At 36.5% G+C, this 18,368-nt stretch carries 14 protein-coding genes; 3 read left to right on the top strand and 11 right to left on the bottom strand.

All coding sequences use genetic code 11. From position 1 onward, the window contains the following. Positions 1-88: 88 nt before the first annotated feature. The 3 genes from B3P23_RS08110 to B3P23_RS08120 all read right to left on the bottom strand — a co-directional run bounded on the left by B3P23_RS08110 (position 89) and on the right by B3P23_RS08120 (position 2,698). A complete protein-coding gene (locus B3P23_RS08110) occupies positions 89-619 on the bottom strand; it encodes a fumarate hydratase (RefSeq protein ID WP_228115802.1) in 531 nt (176 codons plus the stop codon). Between the two features lie 4 nt (positions 620-623). Next, the gene (gene fumC / locus B3P23_RS08115; protein ID WP_094773224.1) at positions 624-2,021 is read right to left on the bottom strand and encodes a class II fumarate hydratase; all 1,398 of its coding nucleotides are present in this window, start codon (positions 2,019-2,021) and stop codon (positions 624-626) included. Between the two features lie 107 nt (positions 2,022-2,128). Beyond that, positions 2,129-2,698, bottom strand: a complete 570-nt coding sequence (locus tag B3P23_RS08120) for a hypothetical protein (protein ID WP_045753843.1) — start codon at positions 2,696-2,698, stop codon at positions 2,129-2,131. A 150-nt stretch (positions 2,699-2,848) separates the two neighbouring features. On the opposite strand from B3P23_RS08120, the gene B3P23_RS08125 reads away from it, so the two are divergent. Continuing rightward, positions 2,849-4,450 (top strand): S41 family peptidase, encoded by a 1,602-nt coding sequence (locus B3P23_RS08125; RefSeq protein WP_045753842.1) that lies wholly within the window; start codon positions 2,849-2,851, stop codon positions 4,448-4,450. Here B3P23_RS08125 and B3P23_RS08130 read toward each other — a convergent pair. The 5 genes from B3P23_RS08130 to uvrA all read right to left on the bottom strand — a co-directional run bounded on the left by B3P23_RS08130 (position 4,447) and on the right by uvrA (position 12,033). Then, a complete protein-coding gene (locus B3P23_RS08130; RefSeq protein ID WP_045753841.1) occupies positions 4,447-5,562 on the bottom strand; it encodes an endonuclease/exonuclease/phosphatase family protein in 1,116 nt (371 codons plus the stop codon). The two genes, B3P23_RS08125 and B3P23_RS08130, sit on opposite strands and share 4 nt — an antisense overlap. Continuing rightward, positions 5,555-6,436, bottom strand: a complete 882-nt coding sequence (locus B3P23_RS08135; RefSeq protein WP_293925324.1) for a rhomboid family intramembrane serine protease — start codon at positions 6,434-6,436, stop codon at positions 5,555-5,557. Before B3P23_RS08135 ends, B3P23_RS08130 begins: the two co-directional genes overlap by 8 nt. 13 nt (positions 6,437-6,449) lie before the next feature. Next, positions 6,450-7,172 (bottom strand): rhomboid family intramembrane serine protease, encoded by a 723-nt coding sequence (locus tag B3P23_RS08140; protein ID WP_045753839.1) that lies wholly within the window; start codon positions 7,170-7,172, stop codon positions 6,450-6,452. 9 nt (positions 7,173-7,181) lie between these two features. After that, positions 7,182-9,059 carry a DNA mismatch repair endonuclease MutL gene (mutL, locus tag B3P23_RS08145; RefSeq protein WP_045753838.1) on the bottom strand — a complete coding sequence of 626 codons (1,878 nt, stop codon included), beginning with the start codon at positions 9,057-9,059 and terminating at the stop codon, positions 7,182-7,184. A gap of 133 nt (positions 9,060-9,192) precedes the next feature. Then, positions 9,193-12,033: an excinuclease ABC subunit UvrA gene (gene uvrA, locus B3P23_RS08150; protein WP_293925325.1), complete on the bottom strand. Its 2,841-nt coding sequence runs from the start codon at positions 12,031-12,033 to the stop codon at positions 9,193-9,195. Positions 12,034-12,198: 165 nt separating this feature from the next. Here uvrA and B3P23_RS08155 point away from each other — a divergent pair, with 165 nt between their 5' ends. Then, positions 12,199-13,254, top strand: coding sequence for a hypothetical protein (locus tag B3P23_RS08155; protein WP_045753837.1), 1,056 nt, complete (start codon positions 12,199-12,201; stop codon positions 13,252-13,254). Between the two features lie 36 nt (positions 13,255-13,290). Here B3P23_RS08155 and B3P23_RS08160 read toward each other — a convergent pair whose 3' ends face one another. Both B3P23_RS08160 and B3P23_RS08165 read right to left on the bottom strand, forming a co-directional pair. Further along, on the bottom strand, positions 13,291-13,965 hold the full coding sequence (locus B3P23_RS08160; RefSeq protein ID WP_248755545.1) for a response regulator transcription factor: 675 nt from the start codon (positions 13,963-13,965) through the stop codon (positions 13,291-13,293). Further along, a complete protein-coding gene (locus B3P23_RS08165; RefSeq protein ID WP_293925326.1) occupies positions 13,955-15,196 on the bottom strand; it encodes a sensor histidine kinase in 1,242 nt (413 codons plus the stop codon). The genes B3P23_RS08160 and B3P23_RS08165 overlap by 11 nt, the downstream gene beginning before the upstream one ends. Positions 15,197-15,405: 209 nt before the next feature. Here B3P23_RS08165 and B3P23_RS08170 point away from each other — a divergent pair, with 209 nt between their 5' ends. Continuing rightward, positions 15,406-17,781: an outer membrane beta-barrel family protein gene (locus B3P23_RS08170; protein WP_293925327.1), complete on the top strand. Its 2,376-nt coding sequence runs from the start codon at positions 15,406-15,408 to the stop codon at positions 17,779-17,781. Between the two features lie 68 nt (positions 17,782-17,849). Here B3P23_RS08170 and B3P23_RS08175 read toward each other — a convergent pair whose 3' ends face one another. Further along, positions 17,850-18,266 carry an OsmC family protein gene (locus B3P23_RS08175; protein ID WP_045753833.1) on the bottom strand — a complete coding sequence of 139 codons (417 nt, stop codon included), beginning with the start codon at positions 18,264-18,266 and terminating at the stop codon, positions 17,850-17,852. Between the last annotated feature and the right edge of the window lie 102 nt (positions 18,267-18,368).

Below are 18,368 nucleotides of genomic sequence, written 5' to 3' on the forward strand. Positions count from 1 at the left end.
ATTTTTTGCTCAGATAGTGACGAGCGCGTCATTAATGATAGAAAAAGCCATTTAATGATTAAATGGCTATGTGTATGTTTAGTTTGTTTTATTGCCAACGCTTTTGCGGGACACAAATTACGTCTTTAGTTTTCCGTAAAATGATAGGGCGCTGATCATATTTATTTTCTAAGACCAAAGAGTCCTTTGAATGGGAAGCAACTTTAAACCGAGGTAGATACTGTCCCTGACGGTAGCAGCCCGATAATTTTTGTTTTCCATTTTCTTTAACATAAATACCGTCCACAATTACGCTGTCACCACGGACAACATAGAGACCTTTAGCATATTCAACCCAGGAACCGTTATTGTAGCAACTATCTGCAATTTGTTTTGTTTTCGAATGAACATACATACGCGCATAGATCGAATCACAGGTAAAACGAAATTCCGTAAGTGTGTATTGCAGCATTTGGTCCTGATGAGGAATACTATCTTGCTTCCATTCTCCTTGCAAATAACTTGCGCCTTCACTCTGCATTTCCGAATTAAACTTACAGCTCCCAAACAGCAAAAGCATACCTATTGTAACGAATAGGTATGCTTTTATATTTTTACTTTTAGTTAGATAGGACATCATAAGCTTATTTTAAGCTCCCGACCATATCTTCAGGTTTTACCCATTCATCAAATTCTGCAGCAGTTACATAACCCAATGCAATAGCTGTTTCTTTTAATGTTGAATTATTTTTATGCGCTGTCTGAGCAATTTCTGCAGACTTATAGTATCCAATTTTAGTATTTAAAGCCGTTACTAACATTAAAGAGTTATCTACTAATTCCTTAATACGAGCGTAGTTTGGTTCGATACCGCTAGCACAGTGCTCTTCAAATGATATACATGCATCACCGATTAATCGAGCAGATTGTAAGAAGTTAGCCGCCATCAATGGTTTGAAAACGTTCAGTTCATAATGACCCTGCGTACCACCTATTGTGATCGCAACATCATTGCCCATTACTTGAGCAGCAACCATAGTTAAAGCTTCACACTGAGTTGGATTTACTTTTCCAGGCATGATAGAAGAACCCGGTTCATTTTCAGGGATGATGATCTCACCAATACCTGAACGTGGACCAGAAGCCAACATGCGGATATCATTAGCGATTTTATTTAAAGAAACTGCTAATTGTTTCAATGCACCATGAGACTCAATGATGGCATCATGAGCAGCTAAAGCTTCAAATTTATTCTCAGCCGTGATGAAAGGATGACCCGTAAATTGTGCAATATATTTTGCTACCAGTACATCATATCCAGCAGGAGTGTTTAATCCAGTACCAACTGCTGTACCTCCCAGTGCCAATTCCGATAAATGTGCCAATGTGTTTTTGACAGCTTTTATACCGTAGCTTAATTGAGCAACATAGCCAGATAATTCTTGACCTAATGTCAAAGGGGTAGCATCCATTAAGTGCGTACGGCCAATTTTGACAACTTTCATAAACTCAGCAGATTTCTTTGCTAAGGTATCACGAAGTTTTTCAACACCTGGTATGGTCACCTCAACTACAGCTTTATAGGCTGCGATGTGCATACCAGTAGGATAAGTATCATTTGAAGATTGTGATTTATTTACATCATCATTCGCTTTTAAAACAGGCTCACCTTCTCCAATTTTGAATCCAGCTAATACCTGAGCACGATTTGCAATGACTTCATTTAAATTCATGTTCGATTGCGTACCCGAACCTGTTTGCCAGATTACCAATGGAAATTGATCATCCAATTGACCAGCTAAGATCTCATCACAAACAGCTGCGATAGCATCACGTTTCTCAATAGGTAATACACCTAATTCAGCATTAGCATAAGCTGCAGCTTTTTTTAAGTAAGCAAAACCTTCGATAATTTCATGAGGCATAGATGCTGCAGGACCGATTTTGAAGTTGTTGCGTGAACGTTCTGTTTGAGCTCCCCAGTATTTATCTGCTGGAACTTGAACTTCACCCATGGTATCTTTTTCTATTCTAAATGACATAGCGTTTGATTTTTTTGATGTAACAAAGTTAAGTAAAAATATAGAGAACAGCCATTCAAAGAGTTCATCTTAATTGAATTTGAATGTCATAATTTCTTCAAATCTCCCTAACCATTCAATCGTTTTGTTAATTGTTCATTGATATGGTGAAAAATTTGAATGGGTTTTAAAGTGCGCCAAGGAAGATCATTAAGATGTCCGCCAAAATTGATATAATAGTCGATGTTATTTTGCATAAATTCCGTAACAACATGCTGTCTAAAATTGACAGCAGCTATCCAGCCATCCTCAATATCCTGAAACCACTCTTCATAATAAGTGTCATCAGAAGCATGGAAATTAAGTAGATTTTCACCTATCAATATAAAATGATTGATTCCCTCGGCGATCATTAAATCAATCAATTCACGTTTCAAGATCATGATATCGTTGTCAATTGCATCATTCCATTCGCCGATAAGCTCGATGATACCATACTGCTTCTCATAGTCCACAAATAGTACTTTTAAATACAGCGTATGTGAACCAAAATCATCCCATTGGGGATGTAAAAGGAAATTATAAATCTGTTTATCGTATTCAAATTCATTATATATTGTTCCATAAAAAGGAGATTGTTCATCTTCCGATGCAATATAATCATGTCTCCAATTGTAAAAAGGTTCAATTTCGTGCATTTTGGCAGATTATTTGATTGTTACAAAGACAAAGTTGAGAAAACTTTCAGATATTAACCACTTTTAATAACTTTTGTTTTAACATAAAAATCACGTCATTTATTGTGGTATTAATGAATAAAACTTAGTATTTTTGAAGCATCTTTTCATATGCAAGGAAGTATAAAACGGAATATTTTTGTAGCAGCAACATACGCAGGAGTTTTACTCGTGGGTCTATTGCTTGGGCAGAAATATGCCGATGAACAAGGTAATAAACAATCGACTTCTATTCTAGCCGGTGGATTAACTGGAAATTCTGAGAAAGTTCAATATTTAGTTAACTTAATTTCAGATAATTATGTGGATAAAGTGAGTCTAGATACCATTCAAGATGAAGCCATTCAACATATCATCACCCGATTAGATCCGTTTTCTACATATCTTAAACCCAACGAACGTTTAGCGCAAGCAGAAGCCCTTGAAGGAACCTTTGATGGTATTGGTGTTGAATATTTTAATCTCAACGATACACTGCTAGTTGTGGGTATGATCGCTGGTGGTCCAGCAGAAAAATCAGGAATGAAAATTGGCGATCGTTTAATTAAAATAGCCAATCGAAATATTGCCGGTGTTCGTGTTACCGAGCACGTGGTCGATAAATTAATTCGTGGTAAGAAGGGTTCTACCGTTGATATCATGATCAAACGTAATGATGAAATTCTAACTACACCTTTAAAAGTTGTACGTGATCAAGTATCCGTAAGTACATTAGATGCCTCCTACATGATAGCACCTAAAATTGCTTATGTAAAAATCCGACGCTTTGGGCATCAGACTTCCGAAGATTTTAAAATTAAATTGCGTGACCTGAAAAAAAGTGGCGCCCAAGATCTGATTTTAGACCTTAGAGGTAATGGTGGTGGTTATGTACATACCGCCATTGAAATGGCCAGCATGTTTTTCAAAGAGAAACGCCTGTTGATGTATACTGAAGGAGCAAACGAGTTACGTCGTGACTACTTCTCTACCGAGCCGGGCAACTTTAGTGACGGTCGTATTGTTGTTCTTATTAATGAAGAAACAGCCTCGGCAAGTGAAATTGTGACCGGAGCTCTACAGGATTTGGATAGAGGTACCGTAGTCGGTCGCAGATCTTATGGAAAAGGATTGGTTCAAGAGCAGTTTGACTTTGCAGATGGATCTGCAGTCAACCTGACTGTTGCTCGCTATTACACGCCATTAGGACGGTGTATTCAAAGAAAGTATACTCGGGCAAATTATGATCAGTCTAAATATATGACCACATTTGATCTTTGGACATTGGATACAGAGTATAATACACATGAAATGTATACCACTAGCAAAGGCAAAATGTTATTTGGAGGAGGAGGTATACAGCCTGATATTGTAATCCCTATAGACTCCAATGAAATAAGTGCCAAGTATAGAGAGATTTATCATTCCAATAGTATACAAGAGTTTGTCTATGATCGTTTTACAAAGAAATTGCCAGCATACTCAATAGAAAATTTCTTAAGTGGTTATAATTTACCAGATCAAGAATTTAATGATTTTATTTCCTTTTTATCTAGAAAAGGTATTGCGGTCAATAAGTTAGAGGCAGATCGCCTTCATCAGATCATTCAGTCTGACATCGAAGCTTTGGTCGGGCGGTATTATTTTGGTAGAGAAGCTTATTTTAAGATCAAGAACAGGAAAGATCAATTTGTTGCAAGTGCCTTACGTGCATTAGGTATTCAGATCAGCTAGTTTTTCAATTTTAGATCACTCCAGATCGGATAGTGATCAGATAGCTTTCTTTTGACCACGTGATAATTTAATACCTCAAATGCAGGGCTGGCAAAAATATAATCAATCTGAAAGATCGGCAACATTTCATAATGTGTGACTCCCCAGCCGGCACCTTTTTCTTTAAAGGCATTATGAAGACCTTTGCTCACTAGATTTACAGAATAACTCATTGGTGTATCATTAAAATCTCCCATCACGATGTACGGAGAAGTACAGGCGTTCATATGTCTTTTTAAAGAACTAGCTTGCTCACTTCTGAATTCAAAAGCATTTTTTAGCTTTCTGCCCAAACGTCTTGAAGCTTGATTGTGGGTTTCATTTTTACTTGATGGATTTTGAATAAATTCTTTATCTTCATTTTGAAGCGCAAATGATCTGAGATGAACATTGTATACGCGAATTGTACTGTCATTTTTCTTAATATCAGCATAAGAAATTCGATTGATACCATAGTCATTGTCTAAAATATTTCCTGAATTCACAATCGGATATTTCGAAAAAATAGTCATACCATAAGCCTCATAATCATTCTTAGAACTTTCAGCAAAGTAATGATAGTCATACCCCAGTTTGATTTTAAATTCATTGGAGATGACGTATTTTCCTTTTATTTTACTGTAATATTCCTGAAAACATACGATGTCAGGTTTGATACTATCCAATATTGTCAAGGCATCATTTTTAAAGTTTTTCTTAGCATCGTGTATATCCTTAAAAAGATGAGCATTGAAACTTAAAACACGAATATAATCTGTTGTTTTTGCAGTAATTGGAGCGGTGGACCTGGGGTTCCAATGTTTGGTTAATAAAGGCCATCCGATTAGGATGGTCAGCAAAGAAAAGATTAGCATTTTTGGCTTTCGTAATAACCAATAAGCAATAAAACCGATGTTTATAAGGAGAATAGGCAGGTATCCTAGACCAAAAAAAGCAATTGGCCAAAATGTTTTAGGATTGATGAAAGCGGCTGAATAACTAATCAATAAGGCAACAATGGCAAGAATGTTGAAAATGAAAACCGTCCTGCTCAAATAACCCAATCTTTTTTTTACGAGTGCCCGCCTAGCCATCTATCTTATTGTTATTGCTTGCTTTAAATAGAATTTCTTTTTCGTGAGTACTTAAACTATCGTATCCGGATAAAGATATCTTATCCAATATTTGGTCGATCTGATCCTGATTGGGTAAATCATATCGGTGTTGAGGCATTGATCGTTCACCATGTCCGACTACTACTTTTAGTTTTGAACGTTTTTTATCTTTCTTTTTAAATATTTTAGACCAATCCATACCAGATTGCAATGCATAAGTGTACCCCATGCCAAATATAACAGCGCAAAAATAACTGATAGCAGCTGGTTTATTTGTCAGTATGAAGAATAAGAATTGTATGGCAAAATACACAATAGCAATGGTCTTTAATTTTACATTTCCAAATAATAGAAGCCTCAGTTCATATTTAGGAACTAAAGTCGCTATTGATGCTAAAATGGCCGCAATAGTGATCGAACCTGTATTTAAATAAGGATTAGGTAAATTAGAAAAAAGTGCAAGATGTGAAAAGATCAAAAAGATCAGTCCCGCAAGCAACCCAGAAAAGATATAAATAAACAGAAATTGTCGTTTATTTAGAAAATTGAAGAAAATATTCCCTAACCAATAGAGCCATAAACAATCAAAAGCAACATTAAATAGTCCCGTATAAAGAAAATTGTAAGTCAGTAGAGACCAAGGCTGTTGAATAAAAGCTTGAAAATTTGTTGGTAAACTTAATTGATCGACCGTCCATTGAAAAAGAGGTGTAGGTATAATCTTCAATTCAAAAAGAATATCAAAAAGATAGATCAAGATAAACAGAGCAACATTTCCACTGATAATAAATGGAATAGGGGATCCTGAACCGAAGGTTGTCCTGATAAAGTTTTTGAACGAATTTTCCCTCATGTTATAAAGATAATTAATATATTCCTTTTTTAATACCCCAAGCTTTTAGCAATAGGTAACCAAATAATGCTCCTCCAACGTGCGCTAAATGGGCAATAGACCCTCCTGAATTTGAAAATCCTAAATAGATTTCAATCAAGATCATGATTGGGATAAAATATTTCGCCTTTATCGGTACAGGTATAAAGATAAGTGCAAGCTTGAGATTGGGGAATAAGTAGGCAAAAGCTAACAACAAACCATAAATAGCACCAGAAGCACCTACCAATGGCGTATTATAGATTGAAACTAAAGTTCCTAAACCTGCCTGAGATATATTAGGGCTATCGCTATATACCATGCCCGAGATCATATCAAACTTTAGACTACTGCCTGGATTAACTACACCAGCGATTTGATACACTTCAAATGCCTGTACGCCAAATTGAAGAACCAGAGCTCCAATTCCAGTTAATAAATAAAAATTTAGAAAACGCTTTGATCCCAATACCTGTTCGATGATCGGACCAAACATCACTAGTGAAAACATATTAAAGAAAATATGTGTAAAACCTCCATGCATAAACATATAGGTAATGATTTGCCACACATTGAAAAAAGGAGAGTCAGGATAATAGACCCCAAAAAGTCTCGTTGAGTTTTCAAAGATCATCGAACCAACAAAACAAACCACATTTATGATAAGTAAGTTTTTAGTTACTGTAGGTAAATTTGAAAGAGGGTTAGCGCTATTCATAAATTTAAATTAGTTTTTACTAAACTTTTCTAGGAGTTCCTGTAAGGTAATGGTAATAACGATTGGTTTTCCGAAAATAGAAATATTTGGAGATTCGCAAGCAAATAATTGATCAATAAGTTCTGATATCGCATTGTTATCCAAGAAAGTTCCTGGTTTTATTGCAGCATTGCGTGCTAGGCTTTTCGCTAAATTTTCGCGTTTTTCAATTTTAAAATCGCTCAAATTGTTTTTATAGTCTTCTAAAATCTGTTCAATGATTTTACGTTCATCAATTCCAGTCCCTAGATCTGCAGGAATACCGTCAATAATGTAACTATTTTTACCAAATGAACGAATTTGAAACCCTAAACTTTGGATATCTTCCAAAAGATCTTGCATCAATTCATTATCTGATGGATTTAAGTCAATACTTTGTGGGAATAAACTTTGTTGGCTCAATCCTTTGTGTTGGTCGAGCTGTGATTTGAATTGTTCAAACAAAATACGTTCGTGTGCCGCCTGTTGATCGATGAGCATGACTCCAGAATGAATCTGCGAGACAATAAATCTATTGTGGATTTGAAAAAACTGCTTGGTAGTTACTTGACTATTAACCCCAGGTAGTTGATGAATAGAACGCTCTTGCTGCTCATGTTCAAGCGGCAACTGCATGGATTCATCTCGCTCTGTGATTTGATATAAAGTATCCCAATTTTGTGGAATGGCCGATTTTTTCTCAAAACCTGCCATATAGTTATCAGCACGTGAAAATGTTGTTTTAGTGACTTGATCCGGTTCAAAAGGATTAAAATCAGGGTTGAAACTAACGGTAGGCACAATGATTTCATCCAAAGGTTTTGGAGTAATCATGTTCGAAAAACCTGTTTCTTGCTCAAAATCCAGCGATGGTGCAATGTTATAGCGACCGAGGGATCTTTTGACAGCAGATCGGATGATGGCATAAATAGCTTTTTCATCTTCATATTTAATCTCGGTCTTCGTTGGATGAACATTAATATCGATTTTTGAAGGATCAATATCAATAAATAATACATACAAAGGAAAGGTCTCTGCAGGAAGAATTTCCTCAAAGGCATTCATAACAGCATGATTCAAATAATGATCTCTGATAAATCTTTTGTTGACAAAGAAAAATTGCTCACCCCTTGTTTTTTTAGCAAATTGAGGCTTACCGACAAAGCCATTCACCTTAATAATAGAAGTATCCTCTTCCACAGGTACTAATCGCTGATTGTATGTATTCCCAAAAAGATGAACAATACGCTGTTTTAAGGTCTCCGCTGGTAAATGAAACATTTCATTTCCATCACTATGTAGAGTCAAAAAGATCTCCGGATTAGCTAATGCTATCCGTTGAAATTCTTCTATAATATGGCGCATTTCTACCGAGTTACTTTTTAAAAAGTTACGGCGTGCGGGTATATTGAAAAAAAGATTTTTAATAGAAATATTGGTGCCTGCAGCTACTGCTTCAGGAGCTTGAGTGATAATTTTTGAACCTTCGATCTCGACAACAGTACCCAATTCATCCTCAAAGCGACGTGTTTTCAATGTTACATGTGCAATGGCTGCGATAGAAGCCATCGCTTCTCCACGAAATCCCATTGTACGAATGGCAAACAAGTCTTCTGCTTTACGAATTTTGGAAGTAGCATGTCGTTCAAAACAAAGACGTGCATCCGTCACGCTCATTCCACAACCATTATCAATCACTTGAATTAATGATTTTCCAGCATCTTTGATGATCAATTGTATCTTGTCAGCTCCAGCATCTATAGCATTTTCAATCAATTCTTTAATAGCAGCGGCAGGTCTTTGTACGACTTCACCTGCTGCAATCTGATTGGCAACATTATCTGGTAGTAATTGAATAATATCCGACATATGATGCGAAGTTACGAAATTAATGAGGAATGATTTTAATTCCGTTAGAAAGTTGTCGTATAAATTACATTACTTATCAACTTTCATGCTTTAAATTTGATACACCAACTAGGTGTATCAAATTTAATCTGGATTATTTCATTTCCAACTTTAGGAATCGGGCCGTTTCGCTATCCTTATTTTTGATTAAGCCTTCTGGTGTACCAGAAAATAATACTTTACCACCATCTTTACCTCCTTCAGGACCAATATCGATGACCCAGTCGGCGCACTTAATCACATCTAAATTATGCTCAATGATCAAGATGGTATTACCACGGTCAACCAAGCGGTTGATCACACCCATCAACACATTCACGTCTTCAAAGTGTAAACCAGTTGTTGGCTCATCCAAGATATAGAAGGTGTTACCGGTATCTTTTTTAGAGAGCTCAGTCGCCAATTTAATCCGTTGAGCTTCACCTCCAGATAGCGTTGTCGATGACTGTCCCAATGTAATATATCCTAAGCCAACATCCTGCAATGTTTTTATTTTACGATAGATAGAAGGGATGTTTTCGAAGAAAACAACAGCCTCATCCACACTCATGTCCAATACATCGGATATGGATTTACTTCTGAAGCGTACTTCCAAAGTTTCTCTGTTATAGCGTTTTCCATGACATGTTTCACAAGGAACCTGAACATCAGGTAGAAAGTTCATTTCAACGACTTTCATTCCCCCACCTTGGCAGGTTTCACAGCGTCCACCCTTGACATTAAAGGAGAATCTTCCGGGTTTATAGCCTCTTATTTTCGCTTCAGGTAGTTGAACAAACAAGGTTCTGATATCTGAAAATACACCTGTATAAGTAGAAGGATTTGATCGTGGTGTACGACCGATCGGACTCTGGTCGATTTCAATCACCTTATCAATATGCTCTAATCCATCAATACTCTTAAAGGGGAGAGGGATACCTTTAGCACGGAAAAAATGTTTATTTAGAATAGGATATAATGTACCTGTAATCAAACTTGATTTTCCAGAACCGGAAACACCAGAAACTAAAATCAATTTTCCTAATGGAAAATCTACAGAAACATTTTTCAAATTATTTCCTGTAGCTCCTTTAAGTGATAATGTTTTTCCATTACCAGTTCTTCTTTCAGAAGGGATGGCAACCTCTTTTTTACCGTTTAAATAAGCAGCTGTCAACGATTTTGATTTTAAAATATCTTTTGGTTTGCCCTCAGCCACCACCTGACCACCATTTACACCTGCAGCAGGTCCCATATCGATGACATAGTCGGCATTCAAAATCATGTCTTTATCATGTTCAACAACTAATACCGAGTTGCCAATATCACGTAAATTTTTTAAAGAATTGATCAGTCTTTCATTATCTCTTTGATGGAGACCAATACTCGGTTCATCCAAGATATACAAGACATTGACGAGCTGAGAACCGATTTGTGTCGCAAGTCGGATACGTTGAGCTTCTCCTCCAGAAAGTGATTTTGAAGAACGATCTATAGTCAGGTAGTTTAATCCCACATCCAATAAAAATCCTAAGCGCGACTGTATTTCTTTTAATATTTCAGTTGCGATGATCTGTTGGCGTTCATCCAAAGAAGCATTTACATTTGAAAACCATTCGTACAGGGATTTGATATCCATATGCGCCAGTTCATAGATGTTTTTACCTGCAAATTTAAAATGCAACGATTCTTTCTTCAATCGTGCTCCTTGACAAGTTGGACAGACTATTTTCGAACGGAAATCATCTAAAGAAGACATGTCGTCGCTAGATTTGCCTGATTGCTCTTCAAGCATTTTGAAAATACCAGAAAATTCGATCCGATAATCGCGCACATCATAACTACCATATGAAACAGCTACTGAAATAGGTTCCTCTGCACCAAATAGTAACGTATCGAGTTGTTCTTCTGTTAATTTCTCTAAAGGAGTGCTCAGAGAAAAATCAAGTTTTTTAGCAACCGCTTTTAAAACTTGAAAATTCCAAGTTTCCTTTGCAGGGCCTAATGGCGCTAAACCTCCTTTTTGAATACTTAATTTACGATCAGGAATAACGGTGTTTTTATCAATTTCAAAGATATAACCTAGACCATCACATTTTGGACAAGCTCCATATGGCGAATTAAAAGAGAAGGTATTCGGTTGTGGCTCATCATAAGAAATACCCGATTCAGCATCCATTAAGTAGCGGCTGAAAAATTGTTCATCATTTTCCTGATTAGCCACTTTGATAATTCCTTTCGCTGTTTTCATCGCTTGCATAACAGATGTCTGCAGGCGCTTTTTATCATCGGCAGTTACTTTAAGTCGGTCTACTACAATCTCAATATCATGTATTTTATACCGATCCACTTGCATCTTTGGCGTGAGATCTACAATTTCACCATCAACGCGAACTTTTACATAACCCTGCTTACGGATTTGTTCAAATAATTCGCGGTAGTGACCTTTACGGCCCTTGATAACAGGAGCCAAAATATTGAGAGCTTGTCCATCAAAATCAGTCAGAATGCGATCCACAATTTGATCATCAGACATGCGCTGCATGCGATTGCCCGTTATATAAGAAAATGCCTCACTCGCACGTGCAAATAGCAGACGCATAAAATCATAAACCTCAGTAATGGTACCGACTGTCGAACGCGGATTTTTGCTCGTCGTTTTTTGTTCAATAGAAATAACAGGGCTCAATCCGGAAATTTTATCGACATCAGGTCGCTCCATGCCACCCAAAAACTGACGGCTGTATGCACTAAATGTCTCCATATACCGCCTTTGACCCTCTGCATAGATCGTGTCAAAAGCTAATGACGATTTACCACTACCACTTAGTCCCGTGATAACAACCAATTCGTTTCTAGGAAATGAAATGTCAATATTCTTGAGATTGTGTACACGTGCTCCAAATACTTGAACTTCATTTTGTTCACCTAAATCTGGTGTGATTTTCTTTGTCATGTAACCCCTGTTTTCTTCCAAACGCAGATGAATTTCTGCAAACATGCAAAATTACTTATTTTTAATGAACTTTAACAGTGCTCATATCTTTATTATTGTCACGACATTGCAAATCTATAGCTTAAATAATGGGTATAATTTGTACTTTGCCATTTCACAACTTATATGAAGAAATTAGACGTAACTAAACAAGAAAAAGAATCCTTAGAAGAAGCGATACAATTTTGGGAAAAGGAGAAAATAATCGATGCATCAACCGCTAGTGCTATGGTCAATAGTATTGATGTAAAAAGCTTTGATTGGAAACGCTTAGCACGCTATGCTTTTTGGGTTGCGCTGGCTTCTTTGGTGTTTGCCGTATTTTCTTTGATGACAGATACAGCCTTTCTCAAATTTGTCGATACACTTTATGAAGCACCAAATATTTTGTTTTGCTTATTCTTTGCTGCACTAGCCGTTTTATTTTATACATTAGGATTTCGTTACAAAACAAAATTTCCCAATAAAAATCTATCTATTGAAACCATGATGCTCATCGGAGTATTCGCAACAGCAGCATGTATTGGGTTTTTAGGTAAAGTGCTGGACAAAAATAGCATGCATTATTCTTTACTATTTTTATTGTCGGTACTCATCTATGGATACCTCGCCAATCGCCTTAAGTCAAAACTGATATGGGTTTTTATGCTCATCGCTTTAGGGATTTGGTTTGCAACAGAAACAGCCTACCATAGCGATTGGGGATTTAAGTTCTGGGGAATGAATTATCCATTGCGTTTTACCATTTTTGGTTTTGTCTTAACATTAGTAGCTATATACATACAACCACGATTTAAGCAATTGATGGAATTTCAGTCCCTCAGCTATCTCATTGGGTTATTGTATCTGATGGTTTCATTGTGGTCCCTTTCTATTTTTGGCAACTATTCGGATTTTTATGAGTGGACATTAGTACGACAATATCATATATTCTACTGGGGATTATTATCTACTGCAGTATCGGCAGGTTTAGTGATCTATGGTTTAAAGATGAAAGATAATACCACCAGGGAAATCGGTTTCGTATTTTTTGTATTGAATGTCTATACCCGTTATGTCGAGTATCTATGGGATAATATCAATCGTGCTATCTTCTTCCTCATCTTGGCGATCTCCTTTTGGTTTGTGGGCCGTTGGGCAGAGAAATTGTGGCAAAAACGCGAAGAAGGTATTGATGGATAGGTACACTAATTTTTGATCGACCCAAGGGCAATCCGATCAGAATGAAATTGTAAATCCAACTCCTCGGGAAGAAGTTATTTGCAAGCTTACATCATGTTTGAGGTATTTTCGAAGCCGTGTAATAAATACATCCATGCTACGGCCATTGAAAAAATCACTGGTGCCCCACACTTCTTGTAAAATTTCTTCCCGTGTCACAAGAGAACCCGAGCGCTTACTTAGAAATAATAAGAGCTTGGCCTCCCTTTCTGTTAATTTAAATTGTTCGAAAGGATGAGACAAGATTAAGCGTTGTGGAAAAAACTGATAACTGCCCAATGTTATCGAGATCGTGAGCTCTTTCTTTTTATTCCGCTTTAAGATATTTTGGATACGCAATACCAACTCTTCTGGATCACAGGGTTTTGTGATGTAGTCATCGGCACCTATTTTTAGACCGGTTAATTTGTCAATTTTTTGCTCTTTGGCAGTTAAGAAAATAAAAGGAAACTCAGGGAAACGTTCCTTTATTTCTTGCGCTAATGTAAACCCACTTTTAAGAGGCAACATTACATCAATGATTAACAAATCATAAGGAAGTGTATTTTCATACAGCGAAAATTCAGCAGGACTTTGCATCCAATGAACTTCATATCCCGAAAGTTGTAGATAATGCTGCAGCATAAAGCCAAAATCAGGATCATCCTCGATTAACAAAAGCTTAGTTTTCATGTGGTATCGAAATATTAAATGTGGTTCCTTGATTCTGTTTACTACTGACTTGAATATTTCCTTGGTGGCGGTTCACGATATTGTTGATTAGATATAAACCCAATCCTAAACCTTTAGTATCATGAATGTTATTTTTTTGTATGCGGTAGAATTTTTCAAAAATATGAGGAATCTCCTTCTGAATTATCCCAATTCCATTATCACGCACTTGAATCTTGCATAGGTTCTGATCATTTGTGATGGATATATGCAATTGCGTAGCACCATACTTGATACTATTATCCATCAGATTCACCAATATGGTGTTAAAATCAACATCATTGAGCGGAATAACCACCTTTGTAATATCGTTCATTTCAAAGTGGATATCAGGATGTGCTAGCTTAAAATCGGATAGCAATGTTGCTATCTGATGATTAGCGATCACGATATTAGAAATTTCTTTTTTTGGTTCATTCAGGGGCTCTAAAGTCTGTTCTAGGCGCTCCAATTGTCTGGTCATGACTGCTATTATAGTAGGGTCGGGATGTTTTTCTAAAGTTTTTAAAGCGACTTTTAGGGTTGCAATAGGTGTTTTAAGTTCATGCGAAATATTGTCAACAGTGTCATGTAACTGCCCAATTTTCTTCTGTTGCTTTTTAAGATTTTGATAGGTCTTATAAAATAAGAACAGTAGGGCTATTAGGATCAAAAGTGTATTCAGTAGTAAGAATGCCAATTCTTTGAAAACAACCCAATTGATATTAACCACTTCAAAAGTTGATTTTCGAAGCACAAGAAAACTATATGGTTTATCCTCTTGTTCAACGGTTATTGCCGATTCCTCTTTTGTCAATTGTTTCACCGTTCTTTCCGTAGCCCATGTTCCCGAAGATAGCTCTAATGGATGCATGAGATTTCCGTTCGTTTTATACACCACAATCGGATTATTCAATAGCTTTTGCTCGGTGTTTTTGAAAGTGATCTGTAGAATTTCTTTTTGTAATTTTACTTCAAGACCTAATGGAGAGAATATACTATCCACATAATGAGTCAGTACATGTTGAGCCCGCTTTGCTTTTTCTGAATAACTGTTTTCTAGTTGAGCAAGTGTAATGTTCCCTTGGACCAAATTGATATAATGAGCCGTAGCATCTTGGTTATTTAATAGATCGTTATCAAATAATGCATCTGTATCATCAATTTGTCCTAATTTTTCTTTTGTCTTTGAATAGATTTCCCGTTTCTTCAAATGAAAAGAATTCATTAATAAATATGTCTGGATACCAATGAGGACTAGAAAGAGGATAACGAAAATATAAATATAGTTTTTAGACTTCAGTTCCATATACAAATATAAGTTCCGCTTTTGAATAAATGGAACCTTAACCTTCCATTAACCCTTCATTAACCGAAGTTTTCCCTGACATGAGACACTTTTGTACCATCAATTAAAAAAGCATGAAGTATCTTATTATTTTTTTATTATTACCTTTTATTGGACAGGCTCAAGGGAAGCGTTTAGCTGTTAAAGTCTGTGATCAAAGCGAACGTGCATTGACAGATGTTACCGTTGTATTATTAGATAGTGCAGGGAAATTAATATACACGTCCCAGGTAGATACAGCAGGTAGATTCGACTATACTATTGCAGAGAAAAATCTATACAGGCTGGCGATATCTCACTTAAACTACGAAAATCAAGAACTCTACTTTCGTTCCGATACCGTGCAAAAATTGGTGTTGATCAAGCTCAGTCCAAATGAAACCAAACTTGAAGAAGCACAAGTGACCGGCAAGCGTCCTCGAGTCATTCGAAAGATTGATCGATTGGAGTTTAATGTGCAAGGCAGTAATTTATCCGGATTGAATAGTTGGGATATTTTAAAGCGGACACCTATGGTGATGCTCACGGGGAGTAATATTGCTGTCCGTGGAGATAAGAAAGTTGCAGTCATGATCAATGAAAGAAAGGTGATGCTGACAGGAGAAGAGCTGAAGACACTCTTAGAGAATACTGCGGGATCAGATGTGCAAGCTATTGAGGTCATCACCAATCCACCTGCAAAATATGAAGCAGAAGGGAGCACAATCATCAATATCAAAATGACCAAATCACAACTTTATGGATACCGGGGAGTGGTGTTGGCTTTGGCAGAGCAAAGTAACTATGCAAAACAGCTCTTTGGACTGACACAATATTATAAAAATGAAAAAATTAATCTGCGTGCTACCTACAATTATGGGAGAGGGACATACGCGCGATATGGGACTGATTTTGTATACTATCCCAATGAACAAACATCATGGGAAAGTATCATGACTCGCATCGATCAAAATAATAGTCAAAACAGTTATGTGTTCTCTTTCGATTATACACCTGATACCTCTTTGACTATCGCTATAGGATTAAATGGTTATTACGGACCCAAGTCTGCTGGAGTCTATCGCGTACCGACTTCTATCTATAATAAGGATGGTCAACTGGAGTCTTCTTATTTAACGAAGAATGACCATGTAGATTCTCGGAAAACCAATAACCTGTATTTACAGGTTAACAAAAAGATAAATTCCAATTGGAATGCGAATTGGTCGTCATATTTTACAACAAATCGAAGATCTAATCTGCAAGATGTATGGACCGATTTAAATTTTAAAGACCAGGAACCGACAAGCACACGGTTTGTAAGTGATAATGCGAGTCAAAATCAGCTGTTATCAACACAACTCGATTTTTCCGCAAATTTAAATAAGGTCGCTCTAGAATTTGGAGGAAAATTTAGTACTGTAAAAACAAAAAGTGCTTTATTGTTTTTCGATGATGAACGAGGTAGTTTTCAGGAAAGAGCTGATAAGAGTAACGTTTTTGATTACGATGAGCAGCAATTTGCCGCTTATGCGTCTATGGAATATAAATGGGGTAAATGGAGCTGGAAAGGAGGATTACGTTTAGAAAATACGGCATTGAATGGTATCGTTTCTGAACCTGCAGACCACAATCATCAAAATTATTGGGCACTCTTTCCAACATTCTATGCCCAATATCATACAGATCAGGAATATCAGTGGGGATTTTCCTATGGCAAACGAATCAGCAGACCAGCATACTCCTGGTTAAATCCTGCGAAGTCTTATTATAATTTGTTTTCTTACTTTCAGGGAGATCCACGGTTGCGAGCCACAATTATTCACAATCTTAATATCATGTTTACAAAAGAGAACTGGAATGTGGACTTGTTCTATCGTTATGAGCAGTGGCCATCCATGGAGATTTCTATTCAGGATAATATCAATCATCAATTGATCTATCAGTATACAAATATTAAAAAAGGGCAAGGTGCCGGTGTAGATTTGAGTAAAAGTTTCCAGCTGTTGAAAAACTGGAGTTTAAATACACAATTGGAAGGAATGTATAATGTAAACTACTATCAAGGAAGAGATCTTGAGTTATACCGCAATCAGGTGTGGATGGCCAATGGTAATGTCAGCTCAACTTTCCTGCTGAATAAAAATGTCGATTGGAATTTGGAAATTGGCAATACCTTTGAGTCGCCTACCATACAGGGGCCTTTTAAGATTTCTGGTTACTCAAGTACCTACCTATTGACCAATCGGAAGTTTTTTAATAAAAAATTTGAAGTAAACTTTTCCTTTATGGATATTTTTAAAACTGATAAGCAGCGAGTATCATCACAATATGCTGACCAGAATAATTATTATAACGATTATCGCGATACACGTAAAGTAAATGTAACACTTCGTTATCATTTTGGTAATCAAAAAATTAAAAATAGTGCCAATGTGCCGAAAAAAACAGAGGAACAAGGGAGGTTATAAGATAAATGAGTAAATATTAAAACCCAGATTTGCACAGAAATCTGGGTTTTAATATCGCTGAAAACACTTTAATTTATTTTCAGGGAATAGGTGATATCAATACCACCTGCCGCAAGCATGTCATGCACGGAACAGTATTTTTTAACCGCTAATTCTGCTGCTTTTTGGGCTTTGATCTCGTCAATATTACCTTTTAAATAGAAGCTAATGTGAATATCCGTAAAGATATTTGGAATTTCTTCTCTTCGTTTTCCTTCGACTTCCACTTGTATATCTTCAATCTCTTGGCGCTGTTTGGTCAAGATCGAAGATAGGTCAAATACACTACATGAACCTAAAGCCATTAAGACTAACTCCATTGGCCGCACGCCTTTCCCTTCACCTCCAATAGCTTCTGAGCCATCTATATGAACTTTGACATTAGACAATTCACTTGCGGCTTCAAAGTGTACCGCTTTGTTTTGGCGATTTAATGTTACTTTCATGTTTTTGTACCTCGTTGTATACACAAACTTAGCTAATTTTGCTTTGATTAACAATATAATCGCATGGATTACAAAAACCAATTTATATGCTTTTAACGTGAG

It is taken from the genome of Sphingobacterium sp. UBA6320 (assembly GCF_002440335.1).
GTDB lineage: Bacteria > Bacteroidota > Bacteroidia > Sphingobacteriales > Sphingobacteriaceae > Sphingobacterium.

Coding starts and splice junctions, on each gene's coding strand:
- B3P23_RS08110 (WP_228115802.1), bottom strand. CDS start 619: ATGATGTCCTATCTAACTAAAAGTAAAAATATAAAAGCATACCTATTC.
- fumC (WP_094773224.1), bottom strand. CDS start 2,021: ATGTCATTTAGAATAGAAAAAGATACCATGGGTGAAGTTCAAGTTCCA.
- B3P23_RS08120 (WP_045753843.1), bottom strand. CDS start 2,698: ATGCACGAAATTGAACCTTTTTACAATTGGAGACATGATTATATTGCA.
- B3P23_RS08125 (WP_045753842.1), top strand. CDS start 2,849: ATGCAAGGAAGTATAAAACGGAATATTTTTGTAGCAGCAACATACGCA.
- B3P23_RS08130 (WP_045753841.1), bottom strand. CDS start 5,562: ATGGCTAGGCGGGCACTCGTAAAAAAAAGATTGGGTTATTTGAGCAGG.
- B3P23_RS08135 (WP_293925324.1), bottom strand. CDS start 6,436: ATGAGGGAAAATTCGTTCAAAAACTTTATCAGGACAACCTTCGGTTCA.
- B3P23_RS08140 (WP_045753839.1), bottom strand. CDS start 7,172: ATGAATAGCGCTAACCCTCTTTCAAATTTACCTACAGTAACTAAAAAC.
- mutL (WP_045753838.1), bottom strand. CDS start 9,059: ATGTCGGATATTATTCAATTACTACCAGATAATGTTGCCAATCAGATT.
- uvrA (WP_293925325.1), bottom strand. CDS start 12,033: ATGACAAAGAAAATCACACCAGATTTAGGTGAACAAAATGAAGTTCAA.
- B3P23_RS08155 (WP_045753837.1), top strand. CDS start 12,199: ATGAAGAAATTAGACGTAACTAAACAAGAAAAAGAATCCTTAGAAGAA.
- B3P23_RS08160 (WP_248755545.1), bottom strand. CDS start 13,965: ATGAAAACTAAGCTTTTGTTAATCGAGGATGATCCTGATTTTGGCTTT.
- B3P23_RS08170 (WP_293925327.1), top strand. CDS start 15,406: ATGAAGTATCTTATTATTTTTTTATTATTACCTTTTATTGGACAGGCT.
- B3P23_RS08175 (WP_045753833.1), bottom strand. CDS start 18,266: ATGAAAGTAACATTAAATCGCCAAAACAAAGCGGTACACTTTGAAGCC.